The organism is Streptomyces sp. NPDC054842, from assembly GCF_053611025.1.
Genome location: NZ_JBSGZN010000043.1, coordinates 1 through 22,648, shown reverse-complemented (window position 1 = coordinate 22,648; position 22,648 = coordinate 1). Strand labels below are relative to the sequence as shown.

The window sequence follows — 22,648 nt, the reverse complement described above, 5'->3', positions numbered from 1 at the left end:
CGCGGTCAGGGCGCCCGGCGTCTCCGGGAGGCCGCGTCGCCGCAGGTCAGGCGGCCATCCGCTGGGCCTCCTCGACCGCTTCCTCCAGCGTGTCCACCACCGGCACGCCGGCCACCTCAAGGCTGGCGCGGCTGTGGGAGCCGCCGGTGTAGAGGACCGCCTGCGCCCCGACGTGCAGGGCGGCGACCGCGTCGTCGGCGGCGTCCCCGATCACGACCGTGCGCGCGGGGTCGACCCGGGCGAGCGCGCCGATGTGCCGCACCATGTGCTCCGCCTTGCTCCCGCCGGACGGCCCGGTGCGCCCGTCGACCCGCAGGAAGTGCGGCTCTATGCCGAAGCCGCGCACCAGCGGGACCAGCTCCTCGTGCCCGTACATGCTCAGGATGGACTGGCTGCCGCCGGTGGACCGCCAGCCGGCGAGCAGGTCCGGCACCCCCTCGGTGAGCGCGCAGGCCGTCCGGTGCTGGGCGTAGTACCGGTGGAAGATCTCGTCCATGACGAGCCACTCGGCTTCCGTCGGCAGCCTGCCTATCAGCCGCTCGTAGAACTTCGGAACCGGTACGCAGTACAGCGACCGGTACCGCTCCAGAGTGATCGGCGGGATCCCCAGCTCGGCGAACGCGGCGTTCGTCGCGCCGATGATCGCCGCGTTGTCGTGGAACAGCGTCCCGTTCCAGTCCCACACGATGTGCGCTGCTTCGTGCTTCCCCATGTCCAGAAAATACCCGCCGGCACCGACAACCGACCACGAACACATGTACGCGGCGAACCTCCGTACGCCGCCCGCGGCCCGTCAGTCGCCGAGACCCACCAGGTTGGGGATCTCCTGCGTCGCGTACCAGAGCAGCTCGTGGTCCTCGGCGCCGTCGACGGTGAACTGGGCGTCGTCGTCCCCGAGATCCGCCGCGCCCAGCGCCTGCGCGGCGGCGACGACGTCCGCCTCGGCCTCGTCGGAGTCGACGTGCACGGCGGCCGCGTCGGAGAGCCGTACGGGCCCCGCGATCCGCACCTCGCCGAGCGCCGCCGGGTCGAGCCCCCGGTCGGGGTCGGCCTGCGCGGCCCCGTCGGGCACGTCGACGGCGACGACGACCCGGCGCCGGGGAGCGCCCGGGTCGACCGCGATCAGCCGCAGGGAGGCGAGCGCGGCCCGGTTCAGCGCCGCGTACTCCAGCTCCTCCAGGTCGTCCGAGAGGTACCACTCGCGCAGCGCGGGGGTGACGGCGTACGCGGTGACCGGTCCCGTCCCCAGCTCTCCCGTCTTGTACGCCTCGGCGAGACCGGGAAGGGTCAGGGGGACGTAGACGCGCATGGCTGGCCGCTTTCGTAGTCGGTGGGCCCCCAGGGCGCTTCCCGCGCCTCCGGGAGGGTCTTCAGGATACGTGCGGGCGTCCCCCTTCGGGGTCCGGGCCGTACGCCGGCCGCTGTCAACCCGCGTCCCGGGATTCACCCGGAGCACCCTGGCCGTACCGGGCTCCGGCGGTCCCCCGCTCACTCTGATAAGTGAACCGGTCCGGCCCCGCCGACGCGCTCTTCCGGTCCTTGCCGCCGCGTCCCGGCGGCCCGTACAAGATCCCCACCAGCAAGTTACCGCCCGGTATTCATCCGGGTACCAGGGAACGGGGACACCACATGAACAAGGTGATGACCAGGGCCGGGCGCAGCGCCGGCGGCCGTCCGCCCGTCCGCCACGACACGCGCCGTCCCGGCGGCACCCCGCCCCGCGCACCGGGTGGCGGCGCCCCGCGCGCCCTGCCCCGCGGCGTCCGCCCGCAGGCCCCGGAGCCCGCCGGGGCCGCCTCCCGCCAAGCGGCGGCCGTGCCCGTGACGACGCCCTCCGCGCGACCGGCCGGACCGCCGGGGATCACCCCCGCTCCCCGGCCGCGGCCGACCGACGTCTTCGCCGACCGGCTGCTGGCCGTTCTCAGCGGCGGGCGTCCGGTGCACTCGATGCTCCGCCACACCGCCGGCCGCGCCTACGACGAACTGGCCTGGCTGGCGGAGCACAACCCGCTGCGCACCCGCGGTGCCCGTCCCGTCGTCCGCGACCTCGGCTACTACGTGCCGCGCCCGGGTGCCGTCGAGGTCTTCGCCCGCATCGGCGCGGGTGAGCAACTGCGTGCCATGGCCTTCCGGCTGGAGCAGGGCCCCGACCTGCGCTGGCGCTGCACGGCCGTGGAGCTGGGCGGCCCCCGGATGCCCCGCCCGGACGACGACTGAACCCGGCCGCCCGGCTTCCCCCGAGTTACCGCCCGGACGACAACTGGGCCCGGCCGCTCACCCTTCCCGAGTCACCGCCCGGACGACCACTGAGCCCGGCCCCTCGCCCTCCCCGAGTCACCGCACGGACGACAACTGAGCCCGGCCCCTCGCCCACCCCGAGTGCCCAGCCCGCGCCCCCCCTCGCCCGGGGCGGCAACGCGAAGGCCGGGCACCCTCGGGGTGCCCGGCCCTCAGCGACCGTCAGCGGTCACGCGCGACGCCCGCACGGACGTCCGCCAGTCCGCTACTTCTTGCGGCGACGGCCGCCCTTCTGCTGCTTGCGGCGCTCCGCGCGCGTGAGGCCGTCCGCCTCCGAGCGCACCGGCTCGTCGCCGTCCACGAAGTCGCCCTCGATGATGCCGCCCTCGCCGTCCACGGTGGGCGCGGAGAAGTGCAGCCGGTCCGGCCGCTGCGGGGCGTCGAGGCCCTTGGCGCGGATCTCGGGACGCGCGCCCGCGGGGACGGCGTCCTCCTTCCGCAGCGACGGGGCGTCCTGCACCGGGACCTCCTCGACCTGCTGCTCGACCTGGACCTCCAGGTTGAACAGGTAGCCGACGGACTCCTCCTTGATGCCGTCCATCATGGCGGTGAACATGTCGAAGCCCTCGCGCTGGTACTCCACCAGCGGGTCCTTCTGCGCCATGGCGCGCAGACCGATGCCCTCCTGGAGGTAGTCCATCTCGTAGAGGTGCTCGCGCCACTTGCGGTCGAGGACCGACAGCACGACCCGGCGCTCCAGCTCGCGCATGATCTCGGAGCCGAGCTGCTCCTCACGGGCCGCGTACTGCTCGTGGATGTCGTCCTTGATGGACTCGGAGATGAACTCGGCGGTCAGACCGGCCCGGTCACCGGCCGCGTCCTCCAGCTCCTCGACGGTGACCTTCACCGGGTAGAGCTGCCGGAAGGCGCTCCACAGCCGGTCCAGGTCCCACTCCTCGGCGAAGCCCTCGGCGGTCTCCGCCTCGATGTAGGCGTCGATCGTGTCGTCCATGAAGTGCTGGATCTGCTCCTGCAGGTCCTCGCCCTCCAGGACGCGGCGGCGCTCGCCGTAGATGACCTCGCGCTGCCGGTTGAGCACCTCGTCGTACTTCAGGACGTTCTTGCGGGTCTCGAAGTTCTGCTGCTCGACCTGCGACTGCGCGGAGGCGATGGCACGGGTGACCATCTTGTTCTCGATCGGCACGTCGTCCGGGACGTTCGCCATCGACATCACGCGCTCGACCATCTGCGCCTTGAACAGCCGCATCAGGTCGTCGCCGAGGGAGAGGTAGAAGCGGGACTCGCCCGGGTCGCCCTGACGGCCGGAACGACCGCGCAGCTGGTTGTCGATGCGCCGCGACTCGTGGCGCTCGGTGCCCAGCACGTACAGCCCGCCGAGGCTCTTGACCTCCTCGAACTCGGCCTTCACGGCCTTCTCCGCGCGCTCCAGGGCGGCGGGCAGGGCGGCGGCCCACTCCTCGATGTGCTCCTCGGGGTCGAGGCCGCGCTGGCGCAGCTCCGCCTCGGCGAGGTCGTCGGGGTTGCCGCCGAGCTTGATGTCCGTACCGCGGCCGGCCATGTTCGTGGCGACGGTGACGGCGCCCTTGCGGCCGGCCTGGGCGATGATCGGCGCCTCACGGTCGTGCTGCTTGGCGTTGAGCACCTCGTGCTGGATGCCCCGCTTGCTGAGCTGCTGCGAGAGGTACTCGGACTTCTCGACCGACGTCGTGCCGACGAGGATCGGCTGGCCCTTCTCGTGCTTCTCGGCGATGTCGTCGACCACCGCGTCGAACTTGGCGACCTCGGTGCGGTAGATCAGGTCGGACTGGTCCTTGCGGACCATCGGCTTGTTGGTCGGGATCGGGACGACGCCGAGCTTGTAGATCTGGTGGAACTCGGCGGCCTCGGTCATCGCCGTACCGGTCATGCCGGAGAGCTTGTCGTAGAGGCGGAAGAAGTTCTGCAGGGTGATCGTGGCGAGGGTCTGGTTCTCGTCCTTGATGTCCACCCCTTCCTTCGCCTCGATCGCCTGGTGCATGCCCTCGTTGTAGCGGCGGCCGGCGAGGATACGGCCGGTGTGCTCGTCGACGATCATGACCTCGCCGTCGATGACGACGTAGTCCTTGTCCTTCTTGAAGAGCTCCTTGGCCTTGATGGCGTTGTTCAGGTAGCCCACCAGCGGGGTGTTGACCGACTCGTAGAGGTTGTCGATGCCGAGCCAGTCCTCGACCTTGGCGACACCGGGCTCGTGGATCGCCACGGTGCGCTTCTTCTCGTCGACCTCGTAGTCGCCGGTCTCCTCGATGCCCTTGAGGGGGTTGCCCGGCTCGCCCCGCTTCAGGCGCGTGACCAACTTGGCGAAGTCGCCGTACCACTTGGTTGCCTGGTCGGCGGGGCCCGAGATGATCAGCGGCGTACGCGCCTCGTCGACGAGGATGGAGTCGACCTCGTCGACGATGGCGAAGTTGTGGCCGCGCTGGACGAGTTCGTCCTGGGACCACGCCATGTTGTCGCGCAGGTAGTCGAAGCCGAACTCGTTGTTCGTGCCGTACGTGATGTCGCAGGCGTACTGCTCGCGGCGCTGGGCCGGCGTCATGTTGGCGAGGATGCAGCCGACGTCCAGGCCCAGAAACTTGTGGACGCGGCCCATCATCTCGGAGTCGCGCTCGGCCAGGTAGTCGTTGACCGTGATGAGGTGGACGCCCTTCCCGGAGAGGGCGTTCAGATACGCGGGCAGCGTGCCGACCAGGGTCTTGCCCTCGCCGGTCTTCATCTCGGCCACGTAGCCGAGGTGCAGCGCGGCGCCACCCATCATCTGCACGTCGTAGTGACGCTGGCCGAGGACGCGCTTGGCGGCCTCGCGGACGGTGGCGAACGCCTCGGGAAGCAGGTCGTCGAGGCTCTCGCCGTCGGCGTACCGCTGCTTGTACTCATCGGTGAGGGCCCGCAGCTCGGCGTCGGAGAGGTCGACGAAGTCCTCTTCGATGGAGTTGACCTGGTCCGCGATGCGGTGCAGCTTGCGCAGGATCTTGCCTTCGCCTGCACGCATGATCTTCGAGAGGACGGACACGGGGGTTGGTCTCCTTGCCGGTCGGGCCTGGGACGGTCGGTTTTCCTTGATGCAACTGAGCAACGGCCATCGTATGCGAGGACCCCGCCACGCCGGGAGGTCTGCTCTCGTGACAGCTACCAGGACAACGGGCGGGAACCGCGGATGGTGCCGCGTCCGGTCGCGAAATGAACTAAATGTGACCGCACCCTCACCCACCGTCCACCGCCGACGGCCCCACGGCCCCACCCACGCTGCCCCGGAGCAGAGTGCAGGCGGTCCGGGGGCAGCGTGCGGGGCGGTTCCGGCACACCGTACGGGCGGTCCCGGCACACCGTGCGGGCCGTTCCGGGACCGCCTGCCCCCTGCCCCGGAAGACCGTGCGGGCGGTCCCGGGGCCGCCGCCCGCGCGGGCGCCTCGTCCCCGTCCGGCCGCACGCGCCGCCAAAGCGATGGCGCCCCCGCGGCGGCCCGAGCAGAATCGGCCGATGGAACCCGTCACGCTGACCACCGACCGTCTCCGGCTCCGCCCCGTGGGCCCGCAGGACGCCGAGACCGTGTACGCCGCCGTGCAGGACGCCGACATCCAGCGCTGGACGACGATCCCCTCGCCCTATCTGCGCGAGCACGCCGAGGGATTCCTCGCGCAGCTGGTCCCGGACGGCTGGGCGGACGGTTCGATGTTCACGTTCGGGGTCTTCCTCCCCGCCGGGGACCTCGCGGGCATGCTCAGCCTCACGATGCGCTCCCTGGGGGTGGCCGAGATCGGCTTCTGGACCGCCAAGGAGCACCGGGGCAACGGGTACATCACGGAGGCCGTCCTCGCCGTCTCCCGCTGGGCCTTCACCGAGCGGGCGATCGACCGCGTGGAGTGGCGGGCCGAGGTCGGCAACGCGGCCTCCCGCGCGGTCGCCGAACGCGCGGGCTTCACCGTGGAGGGCACCCTGCGCTCCGCCCTCAACAACAAGGGCGTACGGCGCGACTGCTGGGTGGCGTCCCTGCTCCCCTCCGACCTCGGGCTGGCGTCCTCGGCCCCCTACCTGCCCGCCCCGTCGTAGCGGCCGCGACCGGGGGCGGGGCGGGTCCGCCCCGCCCCCGGGACGAGTGTCAGTGGCACCGCCTACCGTGTGGGGCATGACGAGTCTGCCGCGTCCCACCACCGCACTCTCCGCCGACGAGGCCCGCCGGATCGCCCTGCGCGCCCAGGGGTTCCTCGGCGCCCCCGACCGCAGGGGCGGAGTGCGGGGCGTGCTGCGTCACCTGGGCGCGGTCCAGCTCGACACGATCTCGGTGCTGGCCCGCTCCCACGAACTCGTCCCGTACGCCCGGCTCGGAGCCGTCGGGCGCAGGACGGTCGACGAGGCGTACTGGACCGACACGCACGCCTTCGAGTACTGGTCCCACGCGGCGTGCATCCTGCCCATCGAGGAGTGGCCGCACTTCGCCTTCCGCCGCCGTGCCTACCGCGCCCGCCCGCACTGGAACCACGACCTGCCGGACGGCACGTACGAGCAGGTGATCAAGCAGCTGCGCACCGAAGGCCCGCTCACGGCCACCGAGTTGGGTGGCGCCAAGAAGACCAGCGAGTGGTGGGACTGGTCGGGCACGAAGGTCGCCGTGGAGCGCGCGCTGATGTACGGCGAGGTGGTGTGCACCGAGCGGCGCGGCTGGAAGCGGGTGTACGACCTCGCGGAGCGCGCCGTCCCGCAGGCACTGCTGCACGACGAGCTGGACGACGCCGAGTGCCTGCGCCGCCTGGTCCGCCTCGCCGGCCGCTCCCTGGGCGTCGGCACGCGCGCGGACATCGCCGACTACCACCGTCTCAAGGGCGAGCAGGTCGACGCGGTGATCGCCGACTCGGGGCTGGTGCCGGTCACGGTGGAGGGCTGGGGGAAGCCGGCCTGGGCCGATCCGGCCGCCCTGGAGACATCCCCGCGGGGACGGCACCGCACGACGCTGCTGTCGCCGTTCGACTCGCTGGTCTGGGAGCGGGCGCGCACGGAGCGGATCTTCGGCTTCACGCACCGCCTGGAGGCGTACGTCCCGAAGCCCAAGCGGATCCACGGCTACTTCGCGATGCCGGTGCTCGCCGGTGGCCGTCTCGTCGGCCGCGTGGACCCGGCCCGCGCGGGCAGCACCCTCGTCGCCAAGCAGGTGACGCTGGAGGGCCCGAAAGCGGTGCCGTCGGTGGCGCAGGCCCTGGTGGAGGCCGCGAGCTGGGTGGACTGCACGGACGTGCGGGTGGAGCGGGTCGACGCACCGGAGCTGCGGGCGCCGCTCGCGGCGGAGCTGGCCCGGGCACTGGGCTGAGCGGGCGGCGCCGGCCCGGCGCCCGTCGGCTCAGCGGATTTCGAGGATCTTCTCGCGCATCGCGTAGACGACCGCTTCCATCCTGGAGTGCAGCTGCAGTTTCTCCAGAATGTTGCGCACGTGGTTCTTCACGGTGTTCTCGGAGATGAACAACTGCTTGGCGATGTCCCGGTTGTTCATTCCCGTCGCGACCAGCTTGAGGACTTCGAGTTCGCGGTCCGTGAGCCGGGGCGCGGGCACCAGGCGCCGCTCGTCCGTGCGCTGGATCATCGACTTGAACTCGGTGAGCAGTTTCGACGCCATGGACGGGCTGATCTGCGACTGCCCGTCGGCGACCGCGCGAATGGCCGTGGCCACCTCGTCGGTGGAGATCTCCTTGAGGAGATAGCCGGTGGCGCCCGCCTTGATCGCGTCGTAGAGGTCGGCCTCCTCGTCGCTGATCGTCAGCATGATGATCTTCGCGCTGGGCGCCACCTCCTTGATGGAGGTGCACGCCTCGATCCCGCCGCGCTTGGGCATCCGGACGTCCATCAGCACGATGTCGGGCAGCAGGTCGGCGGCCTTGTCGACCGCCTCGGCCCCGTCACCCGCCTCGCCGACGACCTGGATGTCCTCCTCGGCCGCGAGCACGATCTCCAGGCCGCGGCGGAAGAGGGCGTGGTCGTCCACGACCAGGACACGGATGGGCTCCTTGCGTGGAGGGCCCGCGTCCGGGCCCATGCCGACGACGCCGTCGTCGGCGTCCTCGTCACGCATCGGTCCGAAGCTGTCCGGCATCGATCCTCCCCCTGAAGGCCGTGGCCTGCGTTCCTGTGCCATCGCCAACCCAAGGCTGCGGCCCACGGGTTGGGCCGGTCCGGCCATGATTCCATGCCCGGACGGCAGTGCGGTCACAGCGCGGGGCGTGAAGTGGTCGCACACCGGTGCCCCTGGGGGCGCACGCGCTCACCAGGGGCACCGGATCGGCTGTCACCGGAGGAGGTCAGCCGCCGAGCGCACCGCCCGGCGCGGCCGAGTCGGCCTGGGCGACCATCGGGTCCGTGTTGAGGTGGATGACGCCGTAGTCGTACGCGTGCCGCCGGTAGACGACACTCGGTTCCTTCGTCTCGGAGTCGACGAACAGGTAGAAGTCGTGCCCGACCAGCTCCATCTCGTAGAGCGCCTGGTCGAGCGTCATCGGGGCGGCCACGTGGGTCTTCTCGCGTACGACGAGGGGGCCTTCGCCCATGACCTCGAGCGAACCGATCTTCTTGGTCGGCACACCGTCCGACGGCTCCTCGTGGACGACGCTGCCGTCGCCGTTCAACGTCGCCGCGTCCGGCACCGTGTCGGCGACCTCGGCCGCCGAGAGCCTGCCGGCCCCACGGCGCGTGTGGCGCTTGTCGTGCTGCTTGCGCAGCCGCGCCTCGAGCTTGTCCGCCGCCAGATCGAGAGCCGCATACGGATCATTTGCCGCTGCCTCCGCCCGGATGACCGGACCGCGCGAGCGGAGCGTGATCTCCACTCGGTCACAGCGGTCTGCCTGCCTCGGGTTGGGCTCCTTGGACACCTCGACGTCGAGGCTGATCACCTTGCCATCGAGCTTCTGGATCTTCTCCAGCTTCAGCTTCTCGGCCACGTGCTTGCGGAACCGCTCGGGCACCTCGGTCTTGCGGCCCTTGACGACGATGTCCACGCAGAACTCCGTTCCCGGATGGCCCCGCTCTGCCGGCGGAGCCTCTCCCTCTTGCACCAGGCTCCGGTAAGTCCCGGAACCTCGGACTCGGTGACTTTCACCTCCTCCTCCCCCGCGGACAAGATCTCCACCCCACCGGTGCGGGTGATTGAGGAAAACCCGCGGCACGGCATTCGGATGGGCGAGGTACGGCCTGCGCCATTGCCTCACAACCGAACATATCTCGCCCGGACGGATGACGTCACCCTCTACTGCGGCACACCTCCGTTCAGGTGAATTGGCCTGCTCATTAGCTGCAACGATGCAACTTTCCAGTCAGTTCCGGTTTATTTCGAAAGCGTCCGGTGAGGCCGCGACCACCGCCGCACCGATCTCTCCCGCGGCGAGTTCCGCGGTCAGGCCGGCGTCCGTCGGTTCTCTTCGGCTCACCCTTCGATCTTCCTCCTGGTCCGCCGTCCCCGCCCTTTCGCGGATCACCGGCACTTCGGATCGTGCCCGTGTTCCCGCGACGTACGCGCGTGCGTCCCCCACCCGCGCCGACGTCGCCTCCCGCACCGCCCGCGCCGCCTCCGCCAGCGAGGCACCGGTGGTCATCAGGTCGTCGACGAGCACGACCCGGGCGGCCCCGGCGAGCAGCCCGGCGGCACCGGGCACCACCTCCAGGGCACCGGCCAGATTGTCCAGCCGCTCCCTGGCGTTGAGCCCCGACTGATCGGCCACACGACGCCGCTGCCGCAGCACGCCGAGCACCCTGGCCGCCGTCCCGCCGCGGCGCAGCTCCCCCGCGGCCGCGAGCGCGATCCGCCGGGCGGGGTCGTGCCCCCGGGCCCGCACCGCCCGGCGCGCGGACGGCACGGGAACGAGCAGGACGGGCCCCTGGAGCGCCCCCGGACGGCCGGCGACCTGGACTGCCGGCGCGCCGCCCGGCCCGGTCAGGAGCCCGGCGGGCCCCACCTCCGGCTCCCGCTGCGCCTGCCCCGCCCGCACGGCCGCCGCCAGCGCCGCCCCGAGGGGACCCGCGAGTGCGAGCGCGCCCCGCTCCTTGTGGGCGAGGAGCACGGCCCGCACCTCGTCCTCGTAGGGAGCCGCCGCGTGCACCACGGGCAGCCCCGCCGGCTCCGGCACCGGTCGCACCCGGCACGGCGCGGACTCGCGGAGAGTCGCACGGCACTCGGGGCAGAGCACCGTGCGAGGTCGTCCGCAGCCTCCGCACTCGGCCGGCAGCACCAGGTCGGTGAGATCCCGCCACCACCCCCGCATGCCCACCACTGTGCCGTCATCCGGGCGGGCCCGCGGGCTCTGTGGACAACTCCCTGTGGACAACGTCGCGCGACAGTCCACGGCCGTCACCCGTACGAGTCCGCAGCCCGGTACGAGACGGCGTGCGCTACCCGGGATAGACGGGCGCCGAGCCCTCCTTGACGACCTTCTGCCACTGCGACGCCGACGACAGCCGCACGATCCCGTCCACCGAGTACGCCACCAGCGGCTGCTGTTCGTCCTCGGACGCGGCGATCTCCTTCACGCCGGTCAGCGCCGACGGCAGGCTGCGCAGCGGCGTCGACCCGTCGACCTGGACGTAGCGCATCTGCTGCACTCCGCCCGACTCCCGCCCCACCACGACCAGTTGGCTGTCGGCGGCCCACGACATGGCCGTGACCTCTTCCAGCTGCGGGGTCGCGGAACGCAGTTCGAGAATGGAGACGCCGGGGCGCTCACCGTTCTTGCCCTCGCGCTCGATCCGGCCGATCTGCAGGGACGTCCGGCCGTCCTTCTCCACGATCAGGGCGATGCGCACCCCGTCGGCGGCGACCCGCACCGCCTTGATGCGACCGTCGAGCTGCGGCGTCCTGACCGTGACCGGCTCGCCCGCGCCGCCCTCCAGCAGGAACAGCCGGGACTTCTCCGGGTCGCGGTCGGCCACCCACAGGTCGCCCGACGCGTCCCAGCTGGGCGTCGTCAGCCGTTCGTCCTCGGTCTTGCCCTCGCTGCGCAGCACCGCCTCGCCGAGCGAACCGCCCGACACCAGCGACCCCACGTAGAGCGAACGCCCGTCGAGCGACACTCCGGCCGCACTCTCCTCGCCGCGCGAGACCGCGGCGGCGCGCAGCGCCTTGTCGCCCTCGCCCAGCGCGCCGGGCACCGGTTCCGGGTCCTTGCCGCTTCCGGCGGCGAGGAGCCGCACCAGCCGCTGCTTGGCGTCGATGAAGTACTGGTACTCCGGCGGCTTCTCGGGTCCGTGCGACGCGACCGTCCCGGCCCGGTCGTCACCGAGCACGCACAGCTGCGAGCCGTCGGACCGCTCCAGCTCCACCTCGTCCACCCCGGTGGGCGTCAGGTTCTTGAGCGTGAACAGCAGTTGCGCCGCCATCTTGGTGCACTGGGCCTGGCCGACGTGGTCGGCCTTCGCGTTCAGTGGCACCGTCAGCTTGTTCTGGTCGTCGGGCGTGAGCGAGCGGACGCCCTTCCTCAGGGCGGTGCTGGAGGGGAAGCTCGACCGCACCACCGGGTCGAGCCAGCGCGTGGGCCCCCGCAGGAGCGCCCGGACCGTCTCGGTCATCGGGTCGACCTCCTTGCGCACGTAGATCGGGTCGGCGACGGCACCCGGCCGGCCGCCCGAGCCGGCGGGCACGGACGAGGCGAAGTAGTACTTGTTGACCGACTGGTAGTTGCGCTGGAAGTCGGACGCGCCCATCAGGACACCCTGCGGCAGCCCGTCGATGCGCCACTGCCTGTCCTTCTGCTGCGTGAGGTACACCGACTTCTTGTACGTGCCGCCGTCGGGCGCGTACGCGTGCTGCGCGTCCACGGTCGCGACCTTGGCACCGGTCAGCGTGAAGACGTAGTCCTGGCTGCCGTCGCGGGCCCCGCTGTGCTGCGTCACGGTGTTCGGGCCGTCGGCCAGCACGGTCGTCGACTGGTACGGCTTCCACGTGCGCCGGGCGCTCTCGGTCAGGTACTTGCGCGCCGTCTCGTACTGCGGGTCGTCGCTGGTCAGCGCCTCCAGGAAGCCCTGCACGATCTCCTCGGGCCGGGCGTCGTCCCGCGGCGGCATGGCGAACACCCGCACCTGCGCCTCCTGGCGCGGCGTGGACTCGACGTCGCGCAGGTCCCCGCTGTCCGGCATCGAGGCGCATCCGGCCAGCAGTACGGCACCGCAGCCGACGTACACACCGACCCGCAGCGGGCGCCGGCGGCCTCCCCCCTCAGCGCCCACGAAATGCCTTCCCTTCCTCGACGTCGTCCGTTCTGCGGCCCTCGCCGGACGCTGTCCCGTCGTCGCCCGCGGCCGGCCGCGAGGGGTCCGGCCGGCGGGCGGGCCGCGGGACCACGCGCGCGCCGTTGCCCGGGAGCGCCGTCGGGTCTGCGGTGGGCGTCGCTGCGCCCTGGCGCGCCGCCATGGCCGCACGGGCCGAAGCGCTCTCGCCGGACGGCTGGACGGGCACCGTGGCCAGCTTGGCGCCCCCGCCGCGCGGCAGGCCGGCGTCGACCAGTCCTCGGTTGCGCCGCGAGTCCTTGGGCTCCAGGGGTATCGGTGACCCCCTGAGCGGCTCGTCCGCCGTCCGCGGCAGCGTCAGCCGGAACTGCGAGCCGCCGCCCGGCTCGCCCCACGCCTGCAGCCAGCCGCCGTGCAGCCGGGCGTCCTCCAGGGCGATGGACAGACCGAGTCCGGTGCCGCCGGTGGTACGCGCGCGTGCCGGGTCCGCCCGCCAGAAGCGGCTGAAGACCCGGGTCGCCTCACCGGGCTTGAGGCCCACGCCGTAGTCGCGCACCGCGATCGCGACCGCGCCGCCCGCCGAGGCGAGCTTGACCACGACGTCCTTGCCGTCGCCGTGCTCCACGGCGTTGACGACGAGGTTGCGCAGCACGCGCTCCACGCGCCGGGCGTCCGCCTCGGCGACCACGGGCTGCTGGTCCCCCACGACGCGTATGCGGCTGCCCTTGCGCTCGGCGAGCGGCTCGGCCCCGCTGATGACCCGGCGCACGACCTCGCGCAGGTCTATCGGCTCGGCCTCCAGGGCCGCCGCGCCCGCGTCGAAGCGGCTGATCTCCAGTAGATCCGCGAGCAGCGTCTCGAACCGGTCCAGCTGGTCGGCGAGCAGCTCGGCGGAGCGCGCGGTCATCGGATCGAAGTCCGCGCGCGCGTCGTGGATGACGTCCGCCGCCATCCGCACGGTCGTCAGCGGCGTACGCAGCTCGTGCGACACGTCGGAGACGAACCGCCGCTGCATCCGCGACAGGTCCTCCAGCTGCTGGATCTTCAGCTGCAGGCTCTGCGCCATCTTGTTGAAGGCCTCGCCCAGCCGTGCGATGTCGTCCTCGCCGGTGACCTTCATCCGTTCCTGGAGGCGCCCGGCCGACAGCCGCTCGGCGATCCCCGCCGCCATCCGCACCGGCGTGACGACCTGGCGCACCACGAGCCAGGCGATGGCCCCGAGCAGCACCACGACGAACAGCCCGGCGGTCGCCAGCGTGCCCTTGACCAGGCTCAGCGACTTCTCCTCCTGCGTCAGCGGGAAGAGGTAGTACAGCTGGTACGGGTCGCCCTTGGGGTCGTTGACCTGCTTGCCGATGACCAGCGCCGGCTGGGAGTCCTTCTCGTCCGTGTAGACGACACGGGTGTAGCTCTGGGCGGCGACCATGCTCGTGTCGACGCGGCGCCGCAGGTCCTCCGGCACGCTCGCCGCCGGGTCGACGTTGCCCGACGCGCGCGGACCGCGCCCCCCGCTCTCGTCACCGGTCGCGCCGGACGCGCTGAGCGTCACCACGTCGAAGGCACCCTGGCCGCCGCTGGACAGCGACTCCACGAGGTTGCTCATCCACTGCGGGCTGACGCTCTGCGCGGAGCGGACCTCGGCGTCCGAGCCGCCACCGCTCGACGCCGCGGCCGTGTCGGCCTTCTGCTTGGCCACGGCGAACCCGCCGGTGGCCTGGCTCTGCGACGCCCGCACCTTCGCGTCGAGCAGGCCGTTGCGCACCTGCCCGATGACGACGAAGCCGAGCAGCAGCACCACGCCGAGCGACATCAGCAGCGTCGTGACCACGATCTTGAGCTGGATGTTGCGCCGCCACAGCCGCATGACCGGCAGCAGCGGCCTGCGCACCCAGCGCATGAACAGGCGGAGAACCGGGCTGCCCTGGACCCCGCCCTGGAGCAGCCCGCCCGGGACGAGACGTCCCCAGCGGGAGCCGGCGGTCCTCCGACCGACAGGCCGCTCCGCACGAGCCCCCGGCTGTCCGGGCGCCGAAGCGGCACTGTCCCTGGACATGTCAGCTCGGTCCGGCCTTGTAGCCGACACCACGGACGGTCACCACGATCTCCGGCCGCTCCGGGTCCTTCTCGACCTTGGAGCGAAGCCTCTGGACATGGACGTTGACGAGGCGGGTGTCCGCCGCGTGCCGGTAGCCCCACACCTGCTCCAGGAGCACCTCGCGCGTGAACACCTGCCAGGGCTTGCGGGCCAGCGCCACCAGGAGGTCGAACTCCAGCGGCGTCAGGGCGATGGACTGCCCCTCCCGCTTCACGGAGTGACCGGCCACGTCGATGACCAGGTCACCGATGGTGAGCTGCTCGGGAGCTGGCTCCTCGGAACGCCGCAGGCGCGCCCGGATCCGGGCCACCAGCTCCTTCGGCTTGAACGGCTTCACGATGTAGTCGTCGGCGCCCGACTCGAGACCGACCACGACATCGACGGTGTCGCTCTTGGCCGTGAGCATCACGATCGGTACCCCGGACTCCGCCCTGATCAGGCGGCACACCTCGATGCCGTCCCGTCCGGGCAGCATCAGGTCCAGGAGCACCAGATCGGGCTTGGTCTCACGGAAAGCGGCCAGCGCCTTGTCGCCGTCGGCTACGAAAGACGGCTCAAAACCTTCACCACGCAGCACGATGCCGAGCATCTCGGCCAGTGCGGTGTCGTCATCGACGACAAGGACTCGTCCCTTCATAAACGACATCATCCCATTCTCGTAACATTGGTGAAGGCAGTGGTGAACAAGGTCACTGGCCTGTGACGATAGTCGTATCCGGTCGTCACTGTCTGCCCTCGCTCCCGGCCACCGGCCCCGGCGACCCGCACCGGATCAAACATGCCCGGCCCGCCTCTCCGCGCGCGACAGTCCGATTTCGGCCGCGCTCCCGGCCCCCGTAGGGCACTCGCCCCCTAGGGCCAGACGGCCCCACCCCCTCGGACCGGCCCCCGCTCCGCGAGGCACCGCAGCGCGACAGGGAGGGCCGGACACGTCGACGAGCGCGGCGCCGTCCTCAGCCGGTCGTCGTCTGACGTGAGCGGGCACACAGCTCGGCGAGCGCCTCCCCCGTCACCGGCGACACCACGCCCTCCTCGGTGACGATCGCCGTCACCAGCTCGGGCGGCGTCACGTCGAACGCGGGGTTGTACGCCTGGGTCCCCAGGGGCGCCACCGGTATCCCGCCTCCCGCCTCAACGCCCGCCACCGGCACCTGCGGCGCTGTGATCTCCGTCACTTCATGCCCCCCGCGCTGCTCGACCTCGATGGAGGCACCGTCGGGAGTCCCCACGTCCACCGTCGTCACCGGCGCCACCACGATGAACGGCACGTGGTGGTAGCGGGCCAGCACGGCGAGCGGATAACTCCCCACCTTGTTCGCCACCGAACCGTCCGCCGCGATCCGGTCCGCCCCGACCAGCACCGCGTCCACCTCCCCGGCCGCGAACAGGGACCCGGCCGCGCTGTCCGTGAGCAGCGTGTACGCCATGTCCTTGCGCGCCGCCTCGTACGCCGTCAGCCTCGCGCCCTGCAGCAACGGCCGCGTCTCGTCCACCCACAGCCGCCGCAGCTGCCCGGCCCGGTGCGCCGCCAGAGCGACCGCGAACGCCGTGCCCTCCCCGCCCGACACCAGCGCCCCGGTGTTGCAGTGCGTCAGGATCCGGTGCCCTCCGCCGGGCAGCAGCTCCTCCAGGAGCGCCAGGCCGTGCGCGGCCATACGTGCACTGGCCTGGGCGTCCTCCTGGTGCACGGCCCGCGCCGCGGTGAGCGCCGCGTCGGCGGCCTGCACCTGACCGCCGCCACCGGCGAGCGCGGCCCGGTACGCGGACAGCGCCCTGTTCACCCCGACGGCGAGGTTCGCGGCGGTGGGCCGGGCACCGGCGAGCGCCTGGGCGGCGTCCTCCACGTCGAAGCCGCGTACGGCGGCGAGCGCGACACCGTACGCCCCGGCGATGCCGAGGAGCGGCGCCCCGCGCACCGCGAGCGTACGGATCGCCTCCACCAGCGCGGGGGCGTCGGTGCAGACCAGCTCGACCTCCTCGGCCGGCAGCCTCGTCTGGTCGAGGAGGACCAGCACGGGGCCCTCCGGTGGTTCCTCCCAGCGGATCACCGGTATCTCCGTCGGCCGGTTGTCTTCGCGGGTGTGCGCGTACTGATCAGCCATTCGCCCAGTCTGCCCCGTACCCGGCCGACTATTGAAGGTGTACAGCCCAGACGACCCCCGGTCCCCCGACGCGCACGCCGTGGCACGATGGCTGCCAACCTGCCGCGGCGACCGCGGACGGGCACCGTGAAGGAGCGACGATGAACGACACTCCGGGCTGGGCCTCGCCCGGATCCGCCCCCTCCGACGGGCAGGAGCCGGACCGTACCGGCCCTGCGCGGCCCACGGACCAGAACGGCGCGGACCAGAGCGACTCCCCGTCCAACTGGTCCAAGGAGCAGCCCCCGCCCGGCCAGTGGAGCGCTCCGGCCCCCCAGAGCCCGCCACAGGGCCCCACGCCGCCCCCGCCGCCGCCCGGCCAGGGCTGGGGCGCACCCCCCGCGGGCCCCGGCGGCTACGGCGGTCCCGGTCACGGCGGCCCCGGCTACGGCGCTCCCGGCCCCGGCGGCCCGGGCTACGGCATCCCCGGTTACGGGAGCCCCTACGGCTACCCGGGACCCGGCGGCTGGGGAGGCCCGCCGCCCGCGGCCAAGCCCGGGGTGATCCCGCTGCGCCCGCTGGGCGTCGGCGAGATCCTCGACGGCGCCGTCTCCACCATGCGCACGTACTGGCGCACGGTCCTCGGGATCTCCCTGACCGTCGCCGTCGTCACCGAGATCATCGTCGTCCTGCTCCGGGGCCTCGTCCTGGACGAGAGTGCCGGCTCCGACGTCCTGGACGACCCGAGCGCCACCGCCGGGGAGCTCGGCCGCGCCTTCGGCGACATCATGCTCAGCTCCGGGACCGTCGCCCTGATCAGCCTCGTCGGCACCGTCTTCGCCACGGCCCTGCTCACGACCGTGACCAGCCGCGCCGTGCTCGGCAAGTCGGTGACCACGGCGGAGGCGTGGCGCGATGCACGTCCCCGGCTGGCGAAGCTGTTCGGCCTGGTCTTCCTCCTGCTGTTCATCGGAGTCGGGATCGTCGCCGTGGGCACCCTGCCCGGCATCCTGATCGCCGTCGCCGGAGCCACCGGACCCGGCGCCGCTCTCGCCGTCGTCGGCGGCCTCGGGGCGACCGTCCTCGCCATCTGGCTGCTGGTCCGCTTCTCGCTCGCCTCGCCCGCCCTGATGCTGGAGAAGGGCACCGTCAAGCAGTCGCTGAACCGCTCCGTGAAGCTGGTGCGCGGCTCCTGGTGGCGGATCTTCGGCATCCAGCTCCTCGCGAGCGTCATCGCGAACATCGTGTCCTCGATCATCGTGATCCCCTTCGCCCTCCTCGCCGCCGCCTTCAGCGGCGACGGCATCGGTGGCTTCGTCAACGGCACCGGTGACCTCGGCTGGACGTTCCTCGTCGTCAGCGGCATCGGCGCGGTGATCGGATCCACGCTCACCTTCCCGATCACCGCAGGCGTGACGGTGCTCCTGTACATCGACCAGCGCATCCGCCGCGAGGCCCTCGACATGCACCTGGCCGGCGCGGCCGGCGTCCAGGGCTACGGCACGGGCGCCCCCGGCGCGACAGCGGGGAGCTGATGCGGTGAGTCCGACGGGGGGAGTTCTCACAGCGGCGCCGGCGCTGCCACGCACCGCCGGCGCCGCCCTGCGGTACCTGTCGCACACCGGCGACACGGGCGTGCTCACGTCACCGCGCGGCGGGCTGGGGGCCGTCCTGTCCCTGGCCCGCTCCGGCGGCGAACCACCGGTGACCACCGAGCGGGACCCCGCACGGGAGGCCGCCCGGCGCGAGCTGTCCAAGGGCATGTACCACGAGAACGAGCCGAGCCTCTTCCAGCGCGCGCTGGACGCCTTCTGGGAGTGGCTCGGCAAACTGCTCGGCGCCACCTCGGACGCCACCCCCGGAGGCGCCTTGGGCTTCGTGGTGATCGTGCTCGCCGTGCTGGCCGTGGTCGGCGCGCTGTGGTGGCGCCTGGGCACCCCCCGCCGGGCCGCCACCTCGTCCGCCGTGCTCTTCGACGACCGTCCCCGCAGCGCCGCCGAACACCGCGCGGCCGCCGAGGCGCACGCCGCCCAGGGCCACTGGAACCAGGCGGTCCAGGAACGCATGCGCGCCGTCGTCCGCTCCCTGGAGGAACGCGCCCTGCTCGACCCCCGCCCCGGCCGCACCGCGGACGAGGCCGCCGCGGAAGCGGGCCGCACCCTGCCCTCGCACACCGACCGACTGCGCGCCGCCGCCCGGGACTTCGACGACGTCACGTACGGCGGACGCTCGGCCACCGAAGCGACGTACCGCCGGCTCGCGGCCCTCGACGGCGACCTGGAGCGCACGAGACCCGCCCTCGCCGGCAACGCGGCCCACGACGCCGGCCAGGAGGTCACCGGATGACCACCGAGGCCATGCCCACGTCCACCTCGGTCTCGCCCACCGCCAGCCAGGTGTGGACCCGCTCGCGCGGTGTCGTCCTCGCCCTCGTGGCACTCCTGGTGGCAGCCGTCGCGATCGCCGCCGTCCGCTCGAACGCCCAGCACGGCCGCCTCGACCCGCGCTCCGCAGACACCAACGGCAGCCGCGCCGTCGCCGAACTCCTCGCCGACCGCGGGGTGTCCACGCGCGTGGTCACCACCGCGGGTGAGGCCCGCGACGCCGCCGGCCCCGACACCACCCTCCTCGTCGCCGTCCCCGACCTGCTGACCGAGCAACAGCAGAGCATGCTGCGCAGGGCGACCGAGGACTCCGGTGGCCGCACGGTCCTGGTCGCCCCCGGCCCGCCCTCCGTCGGCACCCTCGTGCCCGGAGTCACCGCGGACCTCGCGACCAGCTTCGACTCGACGCTCTCCCCCGGCTGCGACCTGCCCGCCGCCCGCCGCGCGGGCACCGCCGACACCGGCGGGATGCGCTACCGCACCGATCTCGACGCCGACTCCTGCTACCTCAGCGAGGGCCTGCCCACCCTGCTGCGCGTCCCGTCGACCGCCCAGGGCGACACCGTCCTGCTCGGCGCCCCCGACATCCTCCTCAACGACCGCCTCGACGAGCAGGGCAACGCCTCCCTCGCCCTGCAACTGCTCGGTTCCCGCTCCCATGTGGTCTGGTACCTCCCCTCACTCTCGGACACCTCGGCCGACGACGAGGCCGAGCGCAGCTTCTTCGACCTGCTCCCCTCGGGCTGGCTCTGGGGCACACTGCAGCTCTTCATCGCGGCAGCCCTCGCCGCCCTCTGGCGGGCACGCCGGCTCGGCCCCCTCGTACCCGAGCGGCTCCCCGTGGCGATCCGCGCCTCCGAGACCGTCGAAGGCCGCGCCCGCCTCTACCGCAAGGCCGACGCCCGCGACCGCGCGGCCGACGCTCTGCGCTCCACCACCCGCACCCGCCTCGCCCCCCTCGTCGGTGTCTCCCCCGCCCAGGCGCACGCGCCCGAGGCCCTGCTCCCCGCTCTGTCCGCCCACCTCCTGGGCGACGGACAGACCCTGCACGCCCTGCTCTTCGGCCCGCCGCCCGGCGACGACGCGGCCCTCATCTCACTCGCCGACCAACTCGACGCCCTCGAAAGAGAGGTACGCCATTCATGATGGACCCGACCACTGACAACGCCGGGTACGCCGGGGACCCGGGCGCCGCCCGCTCCTCCCTGGAAGCCCTGCGCGCCGAGATCGCCAAAGCCGTGGTCGGCCAGGACCCCGCCGTGACCGGTCTCGTCGTCGCCCTCCTCTGCCGTGGACACGTTCTCCTCGAAGGAGTCCCCGGGGTGGCCAAAACGTTGCTCGTCCGCGCCCTCGCGTCCGCGCTGGAGCTCGACACCAAGCGCGTCCAGTTCACTCCGGACCTGATGCCGAGCGACGTCACCGGCTCCCTCGTCTTCGACTCCCGCACCGCAGAGTTCTCCTTCCAGCCGGGCCCGGTCTTCACGAACCTCCTCCTGGCCGACGAGATCAACCGCACCCCGCCCAAGACCCAGTCGTCCCTCCTCGAAGCCATGGAGGAGCGCCAGGTCACGGTGGACGGCACGCCGCGCCCTCTCCCTGAGCCGTTCCTGGTCGCCGCGACCCAGAACCCGGTCGAGTACGAGGGCACGTACCCCCTGCCCGAGGCCCAGCTGGACCGCTTCCTCCTCAAGCTGACGATCCCGCTGCCCTCCCGCGAGGACGAGATCAACGTCCTCACCCGGCACGCCGAGGGTTTCAACCCGCGCGACCTGCGCGCCGCCGGCATACGGCCCGTGGCAGGCCCGGCCGACCTGGAGGCCGCCCGCGACGCCGTCGCCAAGACCGCCGTGTCCCCCGAGATCACCGGCTACGTCGTCGACATCTGCCGCGCCACCCGCGAGTCGCCGTCCCTGACCCTCGGTGTCTCCCCCCGAGGAGCGACGGCCCTCCTCGCCACGGCCCGCGCCTGGGCCTGGCTGACGGGCCGCGACTACGTCATCCCGGACGACGTGAAGGCTCTCGCCCTGCCCACCCTGCGGCACCGGATCCAGCTCCGTCCCGAGGCCGAGATGGAGGGTGTGACGGCCGACTCCGTCATCAACGCGATCCTCACCCACGTCCCCGTCCCGCGCTGATGGCACTCACCGGTCGCGCCGCGCTCCTGGCGGCTCTCGGCTCCCTGCCCGTCGGCATCTGGGAACCCGGCTGGACGGGCATCCTCGCCGTCAACGCACCGCTGGCCCTCGCCTGCGCGTGCGACTTCGCCCTCGCCGCGCCGGTCCGCAAACTGGGCCTGGCACGCTCCGGCGACACCTCGGTACGCCTCGGGGAGACCGCCGACGTCACCCTCACGGTCACCAACCCGTCCGGCCGCCCCCTGCGCGCCCAGCTCCGTGACGCCTGGCCCCCCAGCAGCTGGACCCCCGGCACCGAGGTCGAGGCGTCCCGGCACCGCCTGACGGTCCCCGCGGGCGAACGCCGCCGCGTCACCACCCGGCTGCGCCCCACCCGGCGCGGCGACCGTCAGGCGGACCGGATCACGATCCGTTCCTTCGGCCCGCTGGGCCTCTTCTCCCGCCAGGGCAGCCACCAGGTCCCATGGACCGTACGAGTCCTGCCCCCGTTCACCAGCAGGAAGCACCTGCCCTCCAAGCTGGCCCGACTGCGCGAACTCGACGGCCGCACCAGCGTCCTGACGCGCGGTGAGGGAACGGAGTTCGACAGCCTGCGCGAATACGTCCCCGGAGACGACACCCGCTCCATCGATTGGCGTGCCACCGCCCGGCAGACCACGGTCGCCGTCCGCACGTGGCGCCCCGAGCGCGACCGTCACATCCTTCTGGTCCTCGACACGGGCCGCACGTCAGCCGGCCGCGTCGGCGACGCCCCGCGCCTCGACGCCTCCATGGACGCGGCCCTTCTCCTGGCCGCCCTGGCCTCCCGTGCCGGCGACCGCGTGGATCTCCTCGCGTACGACCGCCGCGTACGGGCCCTCGTCCAGGGCCGCTCGGCGGGCGACGTCCTTCCTTCCCTGGTCAACGCGATGGCCACCGTGGAACCGGAACTCGTCGAGACTGACGCCCGCGGCCTCACCGCGACAGCGCTCCGTACGGCTCCCCGCCGGTCCTTGATCGTCCTGTTGACCAGCCTCGACGCGGCGCCCATCGAGGAAGGCCTGCTCCCCGTACTGTCCCGTCTCACCCAGCGCCATACGCTGCTCGTTGCCTCCGTGGCCGACCCGCACATCGCCCGAATGGCGACCGCCAGAGGCGGAGCGGATGCCGTGTACGAGGCAGCGGCGGCGGCTCAGGCCCAGACGGAACGCCGTCGCACCGCCGACCAGTTGCGCCGCCACGGCGTCACGGTCGTCGACGCCACCCCGGAGGACCTGGCCCCCACTCTCGCCGACGCCTACCTGGCCCTGAAATCCGCCGGCCGCCTGTAGCAACAGAAGCGATAAAGGGGTGCCTCTGTGACAGAGGCACCCCTTTATTGAATATCGCGCACGTACAACGCAGAAAACCCCCGTACCGGTATCCCCGGTACGGGGGTTTTCTTCAATATTTGTTCGGCGGCGTCCTACTCTCCCACAGGGTCCC

At 72.3% G+C, this 22,648-nt stretch carries 18 protein-coding genes; 8 read left to right on the top strand and 10 right to left on the bottom strand.

Going from position 1 to position 22,648, the window contains the following annotated elements; translation table 11 throughout:
- Positions 1–46: 46 nt before the first annotated feature.
- Both ACWGIS_RS28070 and ACWGIS_RS28065 read right to left on the bottom strand, forming a co-directional pair.
- Complete coding sequence (locus ACWGIS_RS28070; protein WP_453365237.1) at positions 47–712, bottom strand: HAD family hydrolase; 666 nt, start codon at positions 710–712, stop codon at positions 47–49.
- Between the two features lie 81 nt (positions 713–793).
- Positions 794–1,309, bottom strand: coding sequence for a DUF6912 family protein (locus tag ACWGIS_RS28065; RefSeq protein ID WP_453365236.1), 516 nt, complete (start codon positions 1,307–1,309; stop codon positions 794–796).
- A 320-nt stretch (positions 1,310–1,629) separates the two neighbouring features.
- On the opposite strand from ACWGIS_RS28065, the gene ACWGIS_RS28060 reads away from it, so the two are divergent.
- On the top strand, positions 1,630–2,217 hold the full coding sequence (locus tag ACWGIS_RS28060; RefSeq protein WP_453365235.1) for an Rv3235 family protein: 588 nt from the start codon (positions 1,630–1,632) through the stop codon (positions 2,215–2,217).
- Positions 2,218–2,503: 286 nt separating this feature from the next.
- Here ACWGIS_RS28060 and secA read toward each other — a convergent pair whose 3' ends face one another.
- Positions 2,504–5,308: a preprotein translocase subunit SecA gene (gene secA / locus ACWGIS_RS28055; RefSeq protein ID WP_453365234.1), complete on the bottom strand. Its 2,805-nt coding sequence runs from the start codon at positions 5,306–5,308 to the stop codon at positions 2,504–2,506.
- Between the two features lie 467 nt (positions 5,309–5,775).
- Between secA and ACWGIS_RS28050 the strand changes: the two genes are divergently transcribed.
- Together ACWGIS_RS28050 and ACWGIS_RS28045 are read left to right on the top strand one after the other, a co-directional pair.
- Positions 5,776–6,345 carry a GNAT family N-acetyltransferase gene (locus tag ACWGIS_RS28050; protein ID WP_453365233.1) on the top strand — a complete coding sequence of 190 codons (570 nt, stop codon included), beginning with the start codon at positions 5,776–5,778 and terminating at the stop codon, positions 6,343–6,345.
- A 76-nt stretch (positions 6,346–6,421) separates the two neighbouring features.
- Positions 6,422–7,597 carry a winged helix-turn-helix domain-containing protein gene (locus ACWGIS_RS28045; RefSeq protein ID WP_453365232.1) on the top strand — a complete coding sequence of 392 codons (1,176 nt, stop codon included), beginning with the start codon at positions 6,422–6,424 and terminating at the stop codon, positions 7,595–7,597.
- A 30-nt stretch (positions 7,598–7,627) separates the two neighbouring features.
- Here the strand turns inward: ACWGIS_RS28045 and ACWGIS_RS28040 are convergent, their stop codons facing one another.
- The 7 genes from ACWGIS_RS28040 to mtnA form a co-directional block, all read right to left on the bottom strand.
- Positions 7,628–8,374, bottom strand: a complete 747-nt coding sequence (locus ACWGIS_RS28040) for a response regulator (protein ID WP_121402578.1) — start codon at positions 8,372–8,374, stop codon at positions 7,628–7,630.
- Between the two features lie 205 nt (positions 8,375–8,579).
- Entirely contained in the window at positions 8,580–9,272 is a 693-nt protein-coding gene (gene hpf, locus ACWGIS_RS28035) for a ribosome hibernation-promoting factor, HPF/YfiA family (RefSeq protein ID WP_453365231.1), read from the bottom strand.
- A gap of 315 nt (positions 9,273–9,587) precedes the next feature.
- On the bottom strand, positions 9,588–10,532 hold the full coding sequence (locus ACWGIS_RS28030; RefSeq protein WP_453365230.1) for a ComF family protein: 945 nt from the start codon (positions 10,530–10,532) through the stop codon (positions 9,588–9,590).
- Positions 10,533–10,659: 127 nt separating this feature from the next.
- Positions 10,660–12,489: an LpqB family beta-propeller domain-containing protein gene (locus ACWGIS_RS28025; RefSeq protein ID WP_453365229.1), complete on the bottom strand. Its 1,830-nt coding sequence runs from the start codon at positions 12,487–12,489 to the stop codon at positions 10,660–10,662.
- A complete protein-coding gene (gene mtrB, locus ACWGIS_RS28020; protein ID WP_453365228.1) occupies positions 12,479–14,542 on the bottom strand; it encodes an MtrAB system histidine kinase MtrB in 2,064 nt (687 codons plus the stop codon). The genes ACWGIS_RS28025 and mtrB overlap by 11 nt, the downstream gene beginning before the upstream one ends.
- A 1-nt stretch (position 14,543) precedes the next feature.
- The gene (gene mtrA, locus ACWGIS_RS28015; RefSeq protein WP_220784158.1) at positions 14,544–15,233 is read right to left on the bottom strand and encodes a two-component system response regulator MtrA; all 690 of its coding nucleotides are present in this window, start codon (positions 15,231–15,233) and stop codon (positions 14,544–14,546) included.
- 304 nt (positions 15,234–15,537) lie between these two features.
- Positions 15,538–16,686 (bottom strand): S-methyl-5-thioribose-1-phosphate isomerase, encoded by a 1,149-nt coding sequence (gene mtnA, locus ACWGIS_RS28010; protein WP_453365227.1) that lies wholly within the window; start codon positions 16,684–16,686, stop codon positions 15,538–15,540.
- Positions 16,687–16,826: 140 nt separating this feature from the next.
- Here mtnA and ACWGIS_RS28005 point away from each other — a divergent pair, with 140 nt between their 5' ends.
- From ACWGIS_RS28005 to ACWGIS_RS27985, 5 genes are read left to right on the top strand one after another with little or no spacing between them, the layout of a single operon-like run.
- Positions 16,827–18,200: a hypothetical protein gene (locus tag ACWGIS_RS28005; RefSeq protein WP_453365226.1), complete on the top strand. Its 1,374-nt coding sequence runs from the start codon at positions 16,827–16,829 to the stop codon at positions 18,198–18,200.
- A gap of 4 nt (positions 18,201–18,204) precedes the next feature.
- Complete coding sequence (locus ACWGIS_RS28000; RefSeq protein ID WP_453365225.1) at positions 18,205–19,011, top strand: DUF4129 domain-containing protein; 807 nt, start codon at positions 18,205–18,207, stop codon at positions 19,009–19,011.
- On the top strand, positions 19,008–20,195 hold the full coding sequence (locus tag ACWGIS_RS27995) for a DUF4350 domain-containing protein (protein WP_453365224.1): 1,188 nt from the start codon (positions 19,008–19,010) through the stop codon (positions 20,193–20,195). Before ACWGIS_RS28000 ends, ACWGIS_RS27995 begins: the two co-directional genes overlap by 4 nt.
- Positions 20,195–21,184, top strand: a complete 990-nt coding sequence (locus ACWGIS_RS27990; RefSeq protein WP_453365259.1) for an AAA family ATPase — start codon at positions 20,195–20,197, stop codon at positions 21,182–21,184. Before ACWGIS_RS27995 ends, ACWGIS_RS27990 begins: the two co-directional genes overlap by 1 nt.
- A complete protein-coding gene (locus ACWGIS_RS27985) occupies positions 21,184–22,494 on the top strand; it encodes a DUF58 domain-containing protein (RefSeq protein ID WP_453365223.1) in 1,311 nt (436 codons plus the stop codon). The genes ACWGIS_RS27990 and ACWGIS_RS27985 overlap by 1 nt, the downstream gene beginning before the upstream one ends.
- Positions 22,495–22,648: the final 154 nt, after the last annotated feature.

What these genes read in the sequence shown, in the direction of transcription:
- ACWGIS_RS27990 (WP_453365259.1), top strand. Translation starts at nt 20,195, where the DNA reads ATGGACCCGACCACTGACAACGCCGGGTACGCCGGGGACCCGGGCGCC.
- ACWGIS_RS27995 (WP_453365224.1), top strand. Translation starts at nt 19,008, where the DNA reads ATGACCACCGAGGCCATGCCCACGTCCACCTCGGTCTCGCCCACCGCC.
- mtrB (WP_453365228.1), bottom strand. Translation starts at nt 14,542, where the DNA reads ATGTCCAGGGACAGTGCCGCTTCGGCGCCCGGACAGCCGGGGGCTCGT.
- ACWGIS_RS28060 (WP_453365235.1), top strand. Translation starts at nt 1,630, where the DNA reads ATGAACAAGGTGATGACCAGGGCCGGGCGCAGCGCCGGCGGCCGTCCG.
- ACWGIS_RS28050 (WP_453365233.1), top strand. Translation starts at nt 5,776, where the DNA reads ATGGAACCCGTCACGCTGACCACCGACCGTCTCCGGCTCCGCCCCGTG.
- mtnA (WP_453365227.1), bottom strand. Translation starts at nt 16,686, where the DNA reads ATGGCTGATCAGTACGCGCACACCCGCGAAGACAACCGGCCGACGGAG.
- ACWGIS_RS28065 (WP_453365236.1), bottom strand. Translation starts at nt 1,309, where the DNA reads ATGCGCGTCTACGTCCCCCTGACCCTTCCCGGTCTCGCCGAGGCGTAC.
- mtrA (WP_220784158.1), bottom strand. Translation starts at nt 15,233, where the DNA reads ATGATGTCGTTTATGAAGGGACGAGTCCTTGTCGTCGATGACGACACC.
- ACWGIS_RS28030 (WP_453365230.1), bottom strand. Translation starts at nt 10,532, where the DNA reads ATGCGGGGGTGGTGGCGGGATCTCACCGACCTGGTGCTGCCGGCCGAG.
- ACWGIS_RS27985 (WP_453365223.1), top strand. Translation starts at nt 21,184, where the DNA reads ATGGCACTCACCGGTCGCGCCGCGCTCCTGGCGGCTCTCGGCTCCCTG.
- ACWGIS_RS28045 (WP_453365232.1), top strand. Translation starts at nt 6,422, where the DNA reads ATGACGAGTCTGCCGCGTCCCACCACCGCACTCTCCGCCGACGAGGCC.
- ACWGIS_RS28005 (WP_453365226.1), top strand. Translation starts at nt 16,827, where the DNA reads ATGAACGACACTCCGGGCTGGGCCTCGCCCGGATCCGCCCCCTCCGAC.
- ACWGIS_RS28070 (WP_453365237.1), bottom strand. Translation starts at nt 712, where the DNA reads ATGGGGAAGCACGAAGCAGCGCACATCGTGTGGGACTGGAACGGGACG.
- ACWGIS_RS28040 (WP_121402578.1), bottom strand. Translation starts at nt 8,374, where the DNA reads ATGCCGGACAGCTTCGGACCGATGCGTGACGAGGACGCCGACGACGGC.